Annotated in this window: 10 protein-coding genes; 6 read left to right on the top strand and 4 right to left on the bottom strand. The window is 44.1% G+C overall.

Annotated elements, in window-relative coordinates; all coding sequences use genetic code 11:
- Window positions 1-159: 159 nt before the first annotated feature.
- The 3 genes from acs to Q4519_RS13360 form a co-directional block, all read right to left on the bottom strand.
- Complete coding sequence (acs, locus tag Q4519_RS13370) at window positions 160-2109, bottom strand: acetate--CoA ligase (RefSeq protein WP_232799803.1); 1950 nt, start codon at window positions 2107-2109, stop codon at window positions 160-162.
- Between the two features lie 312 nt (window positions 2110-2421).
- Entirely contained in the window at window positions 2422-3045 is a 624-nt protein-coding gene (locus Q4519_RS13365; RefSeq protein WP_232799802.1) for a 3'-5' exonuclease, read from the bottom strand.
- A gap of 2 nt (window positions 3046-3047) precedes the next feature.
- Entirely contained in the window at window positions 3048-4853 is a 1806-nt protein-coding gene (locus tag Q4519_RS13360; protein WP_303513005.1) for a DUF294 nucleotidyltransferase-like domain-containing protein, read from the bottom strand.
- 220 nt (window positions 4854-5073) lie between these two features.
- On the opposite strand from Q4519_RS13360, the gene Q4519_RS13355 reads away from it, so the two are divergent.
- The 6 genes from Q4519_RS13355 to Q4519_RS13330 all read left to right on the top strand — a co-directional run bounded on the left by Q4519_RS13355 (window position 5074) and on the right by Q4519_RS13330 (window position 12940).
- A complete protein-coding gene (locus Q4519_RS13355; RefSeq protein ID WP_303513003.1) occupies window positions 5074-5640 on the top strand; it encodes a GspH/FimT family pseudopilin in 567 nt (188 codons plus the stop codon).
- Window positions 5631-6329 carry a prepilin-type N-terminal cleavage/methylation domain-containing protein gene (locus Q4519_RS13350; RefSeq protein WP_303513001.1) on the top strand — a complete coding sequence of 233 codons (699 nt, stop codon included), beginning with the start codon at window positions 5631-5633 and terminating at the stop codon, window positions 6327-6329. The genes Q4519_RS13355 and Q4519_RS13350 overlap by 10 nt, the downstream gene beginning before the upstream one ends.
- On the top strand, window positions 6326-7438 hold the full coding sequence (locus tag Q4519_RS13345; RefSeq protein ID WP_303512998.1) for a pilus assembly PilX N-terminal domain-containing protein: 1113 nt from the start codon (window positions 6326-6328) through the stop codon (window positions 7436-7438). The genes Q4519_RS13350 and Q4519_RS13345 overlap by 4 nt, the downstream gene beginning before the upstream one ends.
- Window positions 7431-8180: a prepilin-type N-terminal cleavage/methylation domain-containing protein gene (locus Q4519_RS13340; RefSeq protein ID WP_303512996.1), complete on the top strand. Its 750-nt coding sequence runs from the start codon at window positions 7431-7433 to the stop codon at window positions 8178-8180. The genes Q4519_RS13345 and Q4519_RS13340 overlap by 8 nt, the downstream gene beginning before the upstream one ends.
- 81 nt (window positions 8181-8261) lie before the next feature.
- On the top strand, window positions 8262-9401 hold the full coding sequence (locus tag Q4519_RS13335; RefSeq protein WP_303512993.1) for a 3-phenylpropionate MFS transporter: 1140 nt from the start codon (window positions 8262-8264) through the stop codon (window positions 9399-9401).
- Window positions 9402-9475: 74 nt separating this feature from the next.
- Window positions 9476-12940 (top strand): hybrid sensor histidine kinase/response regulator, encoded by a 3465-nt coding sequence (locus Q4519_RS13330; RefSeq protein WP_303512992.1) that lies wholly within the window; start codon window positions 9476-9478, stop codon window positions 12938-12940.
- Window positions 12941-12992: 52 nt separating this feature from the next.
- Here the strand turns inward: Q4519_RS13330 and Q4519_RS13325 are convergent, their stop codons facing one another.
- Complete coding sequence (locus Q4519_RS13325; protein ID WP_303512990.1) at window positions 12993-14603, bottom strand: glycoside hydrolase family 3 N-terminal domain-containing protein; 1611 nt, start codon at window positions 14601-14603, stop codon at window positions 12993-12995.
- Window positions 14604-14605 lie beyond the last annotated feature (2 nt).

Raw genomic sequence — 14605 nt, 5'->3', positions numbered from 1 at the left:
TGATGAAACAAAACTTGAAAGCATCGGTTTTATGATGTTAAAGCTAGTTAAATCAGTTTATTACACTGCTTTCTATACTTTTTAGTTAAAAAAAAGCCGGCTAAAAAGCCGGCAAGCGAGTGTAGAATGGAATTTTTTCTTATGCTTTCAATAACCCTTTTATACTACCTTGGATTTTTCTTCAATCAGTTTATCAACCACAGAAGGATCCGCCAGTGTTGAAGTATCACCTAATGTACCGGTGTCGCCCGTTGCGATCTTACGTAGGATCCGGCGCATAATCTTGCCTGAACGGGTTTTTGGTAGCGCTTCTGCCCAATGTAAAACATCAGGTGTAGCGATTGGACCTATCTCTTTACGTACCCATTGCTTCACTTCAGCGTGTAGCTCAGGCGTTGGCTCTTCGCCTGCGTTTAGGGTGACATAGGCATAGATACCTTGACCTTTAATTTCGTGTGGTACACCCACTACGGCCGCTTCAGCTATCATTGGGTGCGCAACTAGTGCACTTTCAATTTCAGCGGTACCCATGCGGTGGCCAGACACGTTTAATACGTCATCAACGCGACCTGTGATCCAGTAGTAACCATCTTCATCACGGCGTGCGCCATCACCGGTAAAGTACATGCCTTTAAATGTTGAGAAGTAAGTTTGTTCAAAGCGTTCATGATCGCCATAAACGGTGCGCATTTGGCCCGGCCAGCTATCTAGCATTACCAAGTTACCTTCGGTTGCGCCATCTAAGATCAAGCCTTCATTATCTACTAGCGCAGGTTGCACGCCAAAGAACGGACGTGTGGCTGAGCCGGGTTTAAGTGCAGTGGCGCCAGGCAGTGGCGTGATTAAAATGCCACCCGTTTCTGTTTGCCACCAAGTATCCATAATTGGACAGCTTGCATTACCAATAGCACGGTAGTACCACTCCCATGCTTCAGGGTTGATTGGCTCACCCACAGAGCCCATCACACGTAGTGAAGTACGTTTAGTACCAGCGGTTGCTTCATCACCTTTCGCCATTAATGCGCGGATTGCAGTTGGCGCAGTGTAAAGAATAGTTACTTGATGTTTATCAACTACTTCACTCATACGAGCCGTTGAAGGGTAGTTAGGCACACCTTCAAATAAAATGGTGGTTGCGCCATTTGCCAATGGGCCGTAAACCAAATAAGTGTGGCCAGTGATCCAACCTACATCAGCTGTACACCAGTAAACATCACCAGGTTGGTAATCAAAAATGTATTTGAAGGTCATGGCCGCGTACACTAGGTAACCACCTGTAGTGTGCAGCACGCCCTTTGGTTGACCCGTTGAACCAGAAGTGTAAAGAATGAATAATGGGTCTTCCGCATTCATTGCTTCAGGCTCACATTCTAGCGATTGATTTTCAGTAATTTCATGCCACCACACATCGCGGCTATCATTCCAAGCAACATCACCGCCGGTACGTTTAAGTACAATCACTTTTTCAATGCAAGTAACAGCAGGGTTTGCGAGGGCTTCATCAACGTTTTTCTTCAACGGTACCGCACGGCCGCCACGTAGACCTTCATCAGAAGTAATGACTATCTTAGAGTTAGAGTCAACAATACGACCTGCTAATGCATCCGGTGAGAAACCACCAAATACAATAGAGTGAACCGCGCCGATGCGGGTACAAGCTAACATGGCAATAGCCGCTTCAGGCACCATTGGCATGTATAAGCACACCACGTCGCCTTTTTTCACGCCCTGCGCTTTTAATGCGTTAGCAAATTGACACACTTCTTGGTGCAATTCTTTGAAGGTTAATTTTTTGTCTTCGGCAGGGTTGTCACCTTCCCAAATGATAGCTACATCATCGCCACGAGTTGCTAAGTGACGGTCAATACAGTTGGCTGAAACGTTTAGTTCACCATCTTCAAACCATTTGATGTTGACATGGCCTGGGTCGTAAGAAGTATTTTTTACCTTGGTATAAGGGGTGATCCAATCAACAATGTTACCTTGTTCACGCCAGAAACCTTCTGGGTTAACAACCGATTGTTGGTACATCTTTTGGTAGCCCGCATCATCAATTAATGCATTCTTTGCGATGTTTTCTTGTACTGGATAAACCTTTATATCACTCATTATCACTCCTTGAAGGGAATCACTATCAGTTTTGCTATGCCACTGTTGCAGGCTGGCGCTAGCCTGAAATATATAATTAAACTCGAATAAAACATGAGTTTTAACAATTAGACCTTTGGCTAACACTATATAAAACTGAGACTTAATATTTTGGTGAACATCATAGACGGGTAAAGGTTAAAGTAATGTGAACCGCTTCACCTAAATATTAATTTTTGTAACATGTGGTGTATCTGACTAACCCGTGAATAATGGGGAGGTGGCGAAAAAATTATTTTTAGTTTTTGATATAAAAGTATTTTTTATTACTTCTTACATTAGTTTCGGGCGTTTACCTTGTTGTAACTGTAAATACATTAACGCGACGGTGATCGCATCCCCAAGGGCGCTGTGACGACCAATAATGGGAACACCTAGGGTGTCAGCTAAGGTTTCAAATTTGTGATCAAGCCATGCGTCTGGGTAATAAGTGTTTACCTTTTTATAGTACACATGGCATAGCTCGATGGGTTTATTCGGTAAATGAAAGCCGTAATACAGCTCGGTATAACGGTTAATTAAGGTGATATCAAATTTCACAAAGTAACCCAAAATGGGGCGGTTACCAATGAAGGTGAGTAATATTGGCAAAGCTTGCTCTAGGCTCATGGCGCCAGCTATATCTTGATTTCTTATGTGATGAACTGGAATTGAGTCTTGATTAATAGGTTTAGGAGGCTGGATTTTTAAACTCAGTTTTTGTGAGGTAAGCACTTGGTTACCACGAATTTTAACTGCACCTATGGTTAAAATGTCTGCGCTTTGTGGATCTAAACTGGTGGTTTCGCAATCAATTGAAACGACTTCATCTACGCTACATGGCGTAAATAACCCTGCAAATGGTCCCTTTGCTGCACGCATCTTATCAAATGGTCTTAGTAACCGTTGAAAAAGCATGGTTAATAATCTCGAATCATAAAGTGGTGGGCTAAAAAGCTTTTAAATTTTTTCACTACATGTAGACCGTGGCGTAATAGATCGCGTTCGTTGGGAGTAAGTTGAGTAATATCGAGTAAGTTCATACCTTGCTGGTGAGGTGTTAAATGTTGCTCTAATCGTAGCCAAAAAAACAGTTGCAGCGTTTCTTGCAGATCTTGTGACTGTTTTTGCTCTAACACCCGTAATTTGGCTAGCTCTCTAATGCGCGCCAAAGTATTGGTTGTAGCAATGCCTTGTTCAATCGCCAATGAGCGAATGCCATGAACAATAGTAAATATGCCGCCTTTTTTAATATCAAGCCCAGCATCATTAGATTTGATATGGCCAAAAAAATTCAAAGGTGAGCCAAACTGTAAGGCGATGCGGGCAAACTGTGACAGCATGACTTCTTTACCTTTACAGCCATCTATTATTTGTTGTTTTAACGGGGGCAAAAGCGTTTTATCACCTGCGACGGCATGGGCATCATTAATAATGGCTAATTGCATCAAGCTTTCGCTGTCACCCGATTGTCCGTGTAATAACCACTGTTCAATTTGCTCATGCCATTGATTGCTGGTTTTTACCCAAAACGGGTTGTTAACCATCACTTGACCGGGGCAGGGCGGATAACCAAAGCTAAGTAAGTGCTGACTAAACGCTGCTAATGTAGCTTGTTGCTCAGGCCAAATAAGATGTTCGCCTAAAATTAAACCGTTATCTTGGTCGGTTTTTAATATTTGTTCGCCACGTCCTTCACTGCCCATGACTATCAAACAAACTTGGTTTTGCACCGACTCTGGGACTAATAGTTCAAACAGCTTCTTCATTATCTGACCATTCATGGTGGCTAGTAGCTCCATAATGAACACAATTTTAATGCCATTGTTGGTGAGGTTTTCGACCAGATTATTTAAAGTTTGCGCGGCTTTTTTTAGCTCTTCAATATTCTTCGCACGTGCAATACGTAGCGCAATCACATGGGAGTGGGTGGAAAATAAACTCAGCACATGAGCCATTTCCATAATACCAACGATGCTGTCGCCGTTTTTAACCACTACCCGTTCTATTTGATGCTGGGTCATGGCCAACATGGCGTTAAACAAAAAGTCACCTTGCTCAATACTAATTAAACGGTAATTGGCGTAGTGGGCGACGGCGGAATCTAACGTTTGCTCGTCTAATACTGCCGCGCGCAACAAATCGGTACCAGTGAGCATGCCGTAAAGCCCGTCTTGCTCAACAATTAAGGTTTCCAACTTTTGTTCTAGCATCATTTTAGTGGCGGTTTTTAAGCTCACATCGCTGCCAATAACTATGGCAGGTTGCACGTTAGAGTCATCAATACGGGTCAGAATAAACTCAGCTAAGTTTTTATTACCTTCACGCGCTTCAAGTTGTGCATATTTTTGTGCTAAATCCCGTTGAAAATAATCGGCAAAGGCAGCGTTGCTGTTGAGCAAATCACGAAATACATCGCTTGGCAGAGTATGGCAAATGGTTTCTTCTATTGTTCGATAATCGTGTTTGCATGGGCTGCCAAATTGGCTGCGAATATCAAAGAAGTCGTTATTAGTGTAGTGAGCGAAAATGGATTGGTTTGCCTCGCTGAACTCTTCCACCAATCCTTTTAGCACTATGTAAAGCAAGCTAGCGGTTTCACCTTGCTTTATGAAGTGAGCTTGCTCGGGGAAATAGACAATATCCAAATGATCCAAAAATAGTTTTTGCTGGCTCTTGGTCAACAAATCAAATGGTGCATGAGTAAAGCTAAAGTGCTCCGCCACAATTAACTCCTCTAACGGTTTGAAATTGTTCAGCGCTTCTTTTGAGCTTAGCGAACTAGCAAAGATTAACTAGCCAGACTTTAGTCTGATCACACTATTAATAAAAATATCACTTAACTGCTTCTAAGTGATAAATCTATCGTTTAGTTGACTAAACTGTGATCTGAGTATCGAGGTTATTTTTTGTTCATGTTAAAATGCCAGCGGCTAAGAAGGGAATATGTTAAAAAAGGTGAACGTGGTTAGTTGCGGATTTAACCGCCTATTTACCCAAGGATTTACCTTAATAGAGTTAATGATAGCATTAGTGGTAATGGGGGTTATCCTCGGCATTGGTTTGCCTTCCTATCAAAGCTTAACGCAAGATCAAAACTTAAAAGGTATTGCAGAATCTACCTATAGCCGGTTAATGCATGCCAAGAGCGAAGCGCTAAAGCGTAATCAAAACATCTACCTTCATTTTTGCCAACAAGGTAACAAATGGAAAACGGGTTTAACTGACTTAGCGAGTTGCGATTGTTTTACGGCTAACTCCTGTACATTAGATGGCCTAGACACCAGTGCAGATTGGGTTGACGGTGAGAAGATCACTTTAGCAACAGTAGAACCAGTTACCTTTAGTGATAATAAAGTACAATTTTCATCCGTGCGTTTAACTGCAAATGGCGGTACAATTCGGCTAGAAAATGCGCAGCATAAACAATTAAATGTGATCACTAGCCTACGCGGCAGGGTCAGAATCTGCCAGGTAGGCGATGTAGGATTAGGTTACAAGGAATGTATCTAAAAAAACAACACGGCTTCTCACTTGTCGAATTAATGATATCCCTAGTACTAGGCACCTTAGTGATCGCCATGATCTCTAGCCTATACGTCAGTGGTGTGGTTAATAACATCAACAGTATCAAATACTCCCGTATGAAAACCGACCTTCAGGCAGTGATGCACCTGATGGAATCTGATATTCGCCGTGCGGGGTATAGAGGGGATACTATTTCCTATGCGCTAGGGACTGTTTCTGGTGCTAATAAGTTTATGTGGTTAGAGACATTTACGCCTGCACCGCCTATAGCGGGTGTGAGTTTTGCGGAAAAATCAGCCCAGATTTATACCCATGCTACGGGCGCGGGCGCTGATAATTGTATTTTATTTATGTATGACAAAGATAAGTCGGGGGGCGATCCTGCGTTAAATGAAGGCTTTGGCTTTCGTTTAAACAGCCAGAAAATTGAAATAGGCGCTCTCATTCCTAAAAGTAGTACTGATTGTTCTGGTGGTACGTGGCAAGCTATAACCGATGATAATTTCATTAAAGTCACCGAACTTAAATTTACCCCTGAAGTTGTTAGGCCTGATAAGTCTCGTGTGCGGTTCATTAAAGTTGAACTGAAAGCTGGGACTTCAATAGCGCAAAAAACGGCGACTGAAGAAATGTCTTCATTGATTCAAATTCGCAATATGGAAATGCTGAGATGATGAAGTTAAAGCACAGACAAAATAAACAAGCTGGTTTAGCCATGCTAACGGTAACTCTTTTATTATTGATTTCAGCCACGAGTTTTACTTTTTTCTCGGTAAAGTCTCGGCTGATGGAAGCCAAAATTAGCAGCAATGATTATCGCTATCGTGAAACCTTTGTTAACGCCGAAGCGGGTTTAGAGCATGCTATTAGTTTTTTAAGTAGTAAAGGATGGAAAACGTCAACCCCTGGTCTAGCGGGGACACTAAACGCATCGGGTAATAATGTATACAATCTAAGCAAGGTTGATGTTTATGATGTTGAAATTATTGAAGAGTGTGCTGATTGTGGTTTAGTAACGGTTAATTCAACAGGTAAGGGCGATAGTGGTTTACTAACTAGAACTATTTCTCGAATTGCTGTTTACCCTCCTGAAAGAAGAGCGATTGTTTCACCGTTGATTGCGGCGGGGGCAAGTTCCTTATATGGCTCTGTTAATATAAATGCAGCGCTTCCGGGAAAAGAAGCTGCGCCTTCAGCTGTTCAAGTCGGGGGAGCTGATTTTGGGACTGACGGAAGCTTGAATACGAACTTAAAAGATGTTGTAAAAAATCCAGCCTTACGTGGTGATAATCTTTATGCTTATTTAGGAGTTCCCGAGACAGATTGGAAGGAATTACGAGATAATTCAGAGATTACAGTTCATATAACAGGTTGTACTAATTTACCTCAAGCCATTTCAGACGCTGGCTCAACGAAAATAATTTGGGTTACTGGTGAATGTAATGTACCCACAGGTTTTGGCACTATTGGTACTGAAAGTAACCCTATAATGCTTGTTGTACAAGATGGAAATGTAAATGGTAATTTTAGCTTGAATGGATTGTTGTATGCTTTTAATTCTGATTCGACCAATCCATCAAGGAAATTAGCACGATTCGGTGCAGAGGTTACAGGTAATATCTATGGTGCATTTATTGTTGATTATAAATACGCTTTTCGTTATACCGCCTCCCTAGTTGTTAATTATAGACGAGACTTGCTTGATGGTTTACCCGATCCGGGTGAACTTTTAGGAAAAAAAGCATATTGGGTACCTGGTGGCTGGAGTGATATAGATGCGTAATAATTTAGGTTTTGGACTTTTAGAAGTACTTATTTCATTATTAGTGATTTCTATTGGTGTAACTGGGATCGTAGCTTTACAGAAAGAAATGCGCCATAAAAGTGCTGAAGCAGAAGAGTATTTAATTTCAGTAAGACTAGCTCAACAATCGTTTGAAGACGCTAAAGTGTTTCAGGACTCGACTTTCACGAATATTGTGTCTATGGGGAAGCTTAACAAACTAAAGGATGATACTTCACAGGCTATAGGTGGAATTACATTTACTCGTGCAGTTAGCCCAACCCCTGTTTCGCTTGTTACATCAGGTGGACTAACAACATCAACACAGTTAGTTAATCTTCAAGTAAAATATGATTGGACATCGCTAGATGGTGAACTGAAATCTCAAAAGCTTATTATGCCTATTAGTCCAGTAAGCCCTTTTAGTGTTGATAGTTACTTTAGCCTTTCTCAAAGCGGAACAGGTGTTGGTGGTGGAACAGGGTCAAATGGATTGAACCCTTCTAATAACCCTTATGATCCAGCACACACACCTCCCGCCTATGATCCTACGTTTAAATATTTTGAATATGATCAAATGACATATAATGGTAAAAAATACTCTTGTAAGACCATGTCAAAATGCAGGGATTCTATTAACCATGGACCAACGGCAAGTGCTCTGAACTTTGAAGATGCTTGGGCTGAGTGCACTGCGGGTTGTACTCATCCTCCTTCAGATCTAACCTCTCAAACTCCGTGAGAATTTTGGAATCGGTTTTAAATTTTGATCTAATGTTCAAACTGGTATCATAAGGCACTTATTCTCCAAGGAGTTCACTAAGTGCCTTTTTTATCTTCTCCCCTTTGGCTTGCCAGCTTTTTCTCCTTATTTTTCTTTGCTTGGGGTATTTTCCTGCCTTTTTGGGCGTTATGGCTGGAAGGTGAGGGGTTAACCGCAGGGCAAATCGGTTTAGTGCTGGGCTCGGGGCTATTTTTACGCTGTATTGCTAGCTTATTGATCGTGCCGCGGGTAAAAAAAGAAAGCCAGCTGCTACCCGTCATCCGCTATTTGTGTTTCCTTACATTAGCTTGTTTTGCACTATTTCTATTTCTACAAGGCTTTGTGTTACTGGCGCTGGGCACCTTACTCGCCAACTTTATTATCTCGCCGTTAATGCCATTGGGTGACGCCCTTGCATCAAAATGGGTTAGTCAAATTCGCCTTGATTATGGCAAGGTGCGCTTATGGGGCTCGGTGAGCTTTATCGTATCATCCAGTATTATGGGCGGGCTGATCACCCGTTTTGACCACAACATTATTCTCTATGCCATGTTGGCTAGTCTATTGGCATTAGTACTAATGAGCTTAATCAAGCCCGCTACCCTGCCTAAAGATACTCAAGTACAAAACACCGTTCGCACGCCGCTTTGGCAAGTGCTAAAAAAACCAAGTGTGATCCGTTTTATTATTATCACCAGCTGTATTCAAGGTAGTCACGCGGCGTATTATAGTTTTAGCTCTATCTATTGGAAAAGCGTGGGCTATAGCGAAACCAGTATCGGTTATCTATGGGGCTTTTCGGTATTGGCCGAGGTTTGCTTTATGGCTTTTGCCAGTAAATGGTTTGGCCAATGGCGTGCTAGCCAACTGTTTTTATTAGCGGCAGTGGGGGTTGCGGTGCGCTGGAGTTTACTGGCAAGTACCTCCGAAATTAGCGTTATTGTGATGGCGCAAGCCATGCACGCAATTACCTTTGCCGCTGCGCAAATTGCCGCCATTCGTTACATTTCAGAAGAAGCCTCTGCGGAATATGCCATTCAACTACAAGCCCTGTATGCCGCGATTGCTCTAGGTTTAACTACCGCGGTACTTACCTTAATGTCAGGCTATTTTTACCCGACTTGGCAAGCCAATATATTTTGGCTGATGGCGGTGCTGGCTTTACCTGTGTTTTACTTGGCACGGCAGCGCCAGATCTAACTCTGCGATGTTTTTGCTTGTGTTGATTTAACGCTTTAATAACAATAGCGAAAATGTCTTAATCTGGGTTTGCCATGGATCTTGGCTGGTTAGTCGCGCCGGTATCGGTTGTTTATCTTAGTGTATTGTTTTTGATTGCTTGGTTGGGCGATCGAATCAAAGCTAAGCGTTTAAAATGGCAGCCTTTGGTGTACAGCCTTTCTATTGGCGTGTACTGCACTTCCTGGTCATTTTTTGGCACCGTGGGGCAGGCCAGCACCGACTTTTGGTCGTTCATTCCCATCTATCTTGGCCCTATTCTCGTATTTACCCTTGGCTGGAAGTTACTTGGCCGGATCATCCTCATTTCCAAGCGTGAGCATATTACCTCCATTGCCGACTTTATTGCCGCGCGCTATGGTAAATCACAAAAGCTGGCGATGGTGATCACTCTTATCGCCATTATTGGTATTTTGCCTTACATCGCGCTGCAGCTGCGCGCCATTGTAATGGGGCTTGAGTTACTCGGCACCCCGACTGTGGCGGCGGTGCAAAATGCAGATAATGCAGGCTTGATGGCGCTGTTGGTGAGTCTTGCTCTTGCCATGTTCACTATCTTGTTTGGTACTCGTAAAATTGATATTACCGAACATCATCGCGGCATGATGATCGCCGTGGCGTTTGAATCCTTACTTAAGTTGATAGCCTTTGTTGCGGTGGGGGTGTTTGCTCTATACGTTTTTTATACTGCACCTGATGCTATCACCGCGCCCATTGCAGATAAATTCAGTGCCAGAGCGGGGGCGTTTAATTGGGCACAAGGGCTAGAGATGTTAGTGCTTACTTTGCTTTCGGCCTGTGCGATGATTTGTCTGCCGCGCCAATTTCATGTCACTGTGGTAGAGAATAATCAAGGCCAAGATTTGCACTGGGCGCGCTGGTTGTTTCCGTTTTACCTATTAGCCATGGGCGTGTTTGTATTGCCTCTGGCGATGGCTGGAGACTTATGGCTAGGCGAACACGTGAGTCCCGATCACTATGTGATCAGTTTGCCAATGGCTTTTGACCACTCTTATCTTGCCATTGCCGCTTACCTTGGTGGTATGTCAGCGGCCAGTGGCATGGTGATAGTTTCCACTATAGCTTTGTCTATTATGATCAGTAACGACATTGTCTTACCCTTGTTGCTACGCCGACAAAATTTTGAAAAGAACAGCTTTGTTGAGTTTAAAGATCTGCTGATCAAGGTTCGTCGCACCGCGATCATCATTATTTTATTGCTGGCGTGGGGCGCGCACTTACTGTTTAGTCAGCTCGAGTCGTTAGCGGCAATTGGCGTGTTGTCATTTGCCGCCATTGCCCTGTTTGCGCCAGCGTTAATTTTAGGGCTGTTTTGGCGCAGCGGTAATCGCAAGGGGGTTTACATAGGGTTAACCTTAGGGTTTGGTTTTTGGCTGTTAACCTTATGCCATGAACTAAATTGGTTACCCGGTGATATAAATAGCAACTCGTTGATTTGGTTAATCACGCCGCCACAGTTTGGTTTATTTACCGACCTCAGCCCAGCTTATTGGGGTATTTTACTCAGTATTGTGTCTAATTTACTGGGCTACTTAATTGGCTCAAGCTTAACCTCATCAGCCCTAAGTGAGCGTATGCAAGCATCAGGCTTTGTTGGCAATATAGATAAAGATCCGGTGGCATTTTACCAAGCGAAAGTGCGGGTAGAAGAGTTAGAAATGCTAGCTACACGGTTTTTAGGCCGTCGCCGCGTCAAGTTACATTACACCCGTTATTCACGCATTAATGATTTAGAGTTGAAGCCTGAGATGCAAGCGCCGGGGTCACTGATAGAGCTGACCGAGCGCCTATTGGCTGGGGTGTTTGGCGCATCTTCAGCGCGGTTGGTGTTGTCTTCTGCCTTGCAAGGCCGCGATATGCAGCTGGACGAATTGGCCACCATAGTGGATGAAGCCTCCGAGCTATTTCAATTTAACCGCGGCCTACTACAAGGGGCGATTGAGCACATCAACCAAGGGATTTCGGTGGTCGACAGCCAGTTACAATTAGTGGCATGGAATCGCCGTTATATTGAGTTATTTTCTTTTCCCAAAGAGCTGATCCAAGTGGGGCGGCCGATAGAAGATATTATGCGCTACAATGCTGAGCAAGGCTTATTAGGATTGGGTGATATTGAGTCACAGATCCAGCGGCGTCTTGAACATATGCGCAATGGTACGCCCCATGAATCATCGCGTACTCGGCTCGATGGGCGAGAAATTCAAATGCAGGGTAACCCGATGCCGGGCGGTGGCTTTGTCATGACCTTTTATGACATTACGCCCTTTCGTGAAGCCGAAAAAGCCCTTAAAGAAGCAAATGAAAACCTTGAAGCGCGAGTCGCAGAGCGCACCGAAGCCTTATCTCATTTAAATGCGCAATTAATGTATGCCACTGAACTTTCAGAAATGGCGAATCACTCTAAAACCCGTTTTTTAGCGGCGGTCAGCCACGACTTAATGCAGCCATTAAATGCAGCTAAGCTGTTTACCTCATCATTAAGAGAAATGGCGAACACGCCAGAAACATCCACTCTGGCTAAGCACATTGATGATTCACTGACCTCGGCAGAAGAATTAATTGGCGATTTACTGGATATGTCGCGTCTAGAAGCTGGTAAGTTGACGCCGAAACTTAAGCATTTTTATATTACCGACGTGCTCAATCAACTCGATGCTGAGTTTAGTGTGCTCGGTAAAGAATATGGGGTTAGCTTTCATACCTTACTCGCCAATATTCCGGTGTATTCCGACCCTAAGTTACTGCGCCGGATCTTACAGAACTTTCTTACTAATGCCTTTCGCTATAATCCAAAAGGCAAGGTGTTATTGGGTGTGCGCCGCACGAAGAGACATGTTGAAATTCAAGTTTGGGATAATGGGCCGGGCATTCCAGAGCATAAACTGGCTGACATTTTTGAAGAGTTTTTGCGTTTAGACCATTCTAAAACCGCGCAAGAGCAAGGCTTAGGTTTAGGGCTTGCCATTGCTAAAGGACTCGCCAAATTGTTAGGGCATCAGTTGTTAGTGCGATCTTGGCCCAATAAAGGCACGGTATTTAGTGTGTTGATTGAGCGCTCAGCACCGCAGCAAGTGCAGGTGGTTAACCCAGTGACTCAGCCAAGTGTTGGCGTGGCGGGCACACGAATTTTATGTATCGATAATGAAGTGGATATTCTCTCAGGCATGAGTGATTTGCTAAGCCGCTGGGGCTGTGAAGTGGTAGTGGCTGAAAGTCTTGATATTGCGATAGAAAAACTGTCAAAAGGCTGGTTGCCACAAATTATATTAAGTGACTACCATCTTGGTGGCGGCAAAACCGGTCTGCAAGCCCTGCACATGTTACGTTTGCAATATGGCGATATTCCCGGCGTGGTGATCAGCGCCGATCGCCAAGATGAGATGATGCAAAAAATCAAACAGCACGGTTACCATTATTTGAGCAAGCCAGTGAAACCGTTAAAACTCAAAGCTTTGATCCGTTCTTTATTGGATAATTAGAGTGAGCTAAACGCAAGGGAGGCTCACGGCTGAATACCGTGAGCGGTTTTCTTTACCTCACGAGACTGACGGCGCAGCCTTGTGCGGCAGTTACTTCATTGGCTAATACTTGCGCTGCAGCAGTTGCACTCTCTGGCCGTGCCGAATGGGCGCATAAGTAGTGTTTAAGATCTGGATATTGGCATAAATCGTAAGGACTACGCAGTGCCACCACCACTAAATTGTCAAAATCGCGACTGCATTGTTGCACTAGCTGCTGCGCAGCTTGTTGTTCAAAATCTTCTCCGGGAAGGGGGTGGTTCTCTGTAACCAGCACAATATAGCCTTGCTTTGCCTGCTCAGAAAGTTGTTCTAAGCTGGTTTCTTGCCAATTCAGCTGAGTGTGTTTCAGCGCGTTGATAAAGTGCGAGTATGCGGATTGTGCTTGATTGGGGCCAATCCCTCTTGGGTTGATTAAATTGCTGTAACTGGATGCTGGCGTTGCATTGATTACGTAGAGGGGTTGCTCTTGTCCATTGATGCCTCCTCGGATCCAAGTTACCCCCCCTTGCGCTGCTTGCTTGGCGACCAATGATCCTTGCGAAAAATCCGCTTCTTGATATAGCGCCATTGGCATTAGCTTCTCCAGTTTTAAGCGCACCACGCGGCGTAGTGCTTGTTCAATAATACTTTCTGCAAGCTCGCCAGACTCCACCGCTTCAACTAGGCCGTGGATCATTGCTAACTGTTTATCCAAGTAGGCATGGCTATGATCGTAATGCTCTTCAGATAGCATGATCATAGTGATCCCGGCTTGCATGGCCTTAATGGCCGCTTCGACCGGATGATAGTGATGAACAATGGCTCCCATATTCATACTGTCTGAAATGATAATGCCATCAAAGCCCATATCATGACGCAACACCTGCTGCAGTATGGAGGGTGACAACGTAGCTGGATGTTGAGCATCTAGCTTGGGATAAAGGATATGGCTGGTCATCACCACATCAACGCCTGCGTTGATCGCGGCTTGAAATGGAGCCAAATCGTTAGCTTTTAACTCGTCATATGACTTATTAACCTGTGGAATATCTCGGTGGGTATCACCTTGGGTGTCACCGTGGCCTGGAAAATGTTTGGCACAAGCAATAATGTTGCCTTGATGTAAGCCTCTTACGGCTCCAGCCGCATGGGCACTCACTTTATGAACTTGATCGCCAAACGAGCGAGTATCAATAATAGGAGAAGCTAAGTTAAAGTTCACATCACAGCACGGCCCCAATATGCAGTTAAAACCGGCATAGCGCATTTCGTCGCCAAATATATGATACATTTGCTCGGTGTTTTTTACCGAGTCGGCCACGCCAAGGGCTAAGTTACCTGGGCCTGTGCTTGATTCTCCCACCAGCACGCCCCAGGCACCTTCTTGGTCTACACCCAGTAACAGAGGCAGGCGCTGATGTTGATGTAATATTCCCTCTAGCCCTTTATTAAGCTGATGAGCTTCGGCAAACGTCGTCGCGTTGTCTTGACTTAAATAGCAGCCACCTAAGTTGTATTCGGCAATCATGTTTCTGGCTTGCTCTGCGTCTTTACCGGGAAACGCTAAGATAAAGAGCTGACCTATTTTTTCTTTTAACGACCATTGCTTGATGATGGCGCTGATTTGGCTATCGGCAATCATGA

The sequence above is a fragment of the Motilimonas sp. 1_MG-2023 genome (genome assembly GCF_030547455.1).
In the GTDB taxonomy this organism is placed as follows: Bacteria; Pseudomonadota; Gammaproteobacteria; order Enterobacterales; family CBDFNC01; genus Motilimonas.
This window is presented reverse-complemented; position numbering and strand designations above follow the sequence as displayed.

Coding starts and splice junctions, on each gene's coding strand:
- Q4519_RS13330 (WP_303512992.1), top strand. CDS start 9,476: ATGGATCTTGGCTGGTTAGTCGCGCCGGTATCGGTTGTTTATCTTAGT.
- Q4519_RS13365 (WP_232799802.1), bottom strand. CDS start 3,045: ATGCTTTTTCAACGGTTACTAAGACCATTTGATAAGATGCGTGCAGCA.
- Q4519_RS13340 (WP_303512996.1), top strand. CDS start 7,431: ATGCGTAATAATTTAGGTTTTGGACTTTTAGAAGTACTTATTTCATTA.
- Q4519_RS13325 (WP_303512990.1), bottom strand. CDS start 14,603: ATGATTGCCGATAGCCAAATCAGCGCCATCATCAAGCAATGGTCGTTA.
- acs (WP_232799803.1), bottom strand. CDS start 2,109: ATGAGTGATATAAAGGTTTATCCAGTACAAGAAAACATCGCAAAGAAT.
- Q4519_RS13355 (WP_303513003.1), top strand. CDS start 5,074: ATGTTAAAAAAGGTGAACGTGGTTAGTTGCGGATTTAACCGCCTATTT.
- Q4519_RS13345 (WP_303512998.1), top strand. CDS start 6,326: ATGATGAAGTTAAAGCACAGACAAAATAAACAAGCTGGTTTAGCCATG.
- Q4519_RS13350 (WP_303513001.1), top strand. CDS start 5,631: ATGTATCTAAAAAAACAACACGGCTTCTCACTTGTCGAATTAATGATA.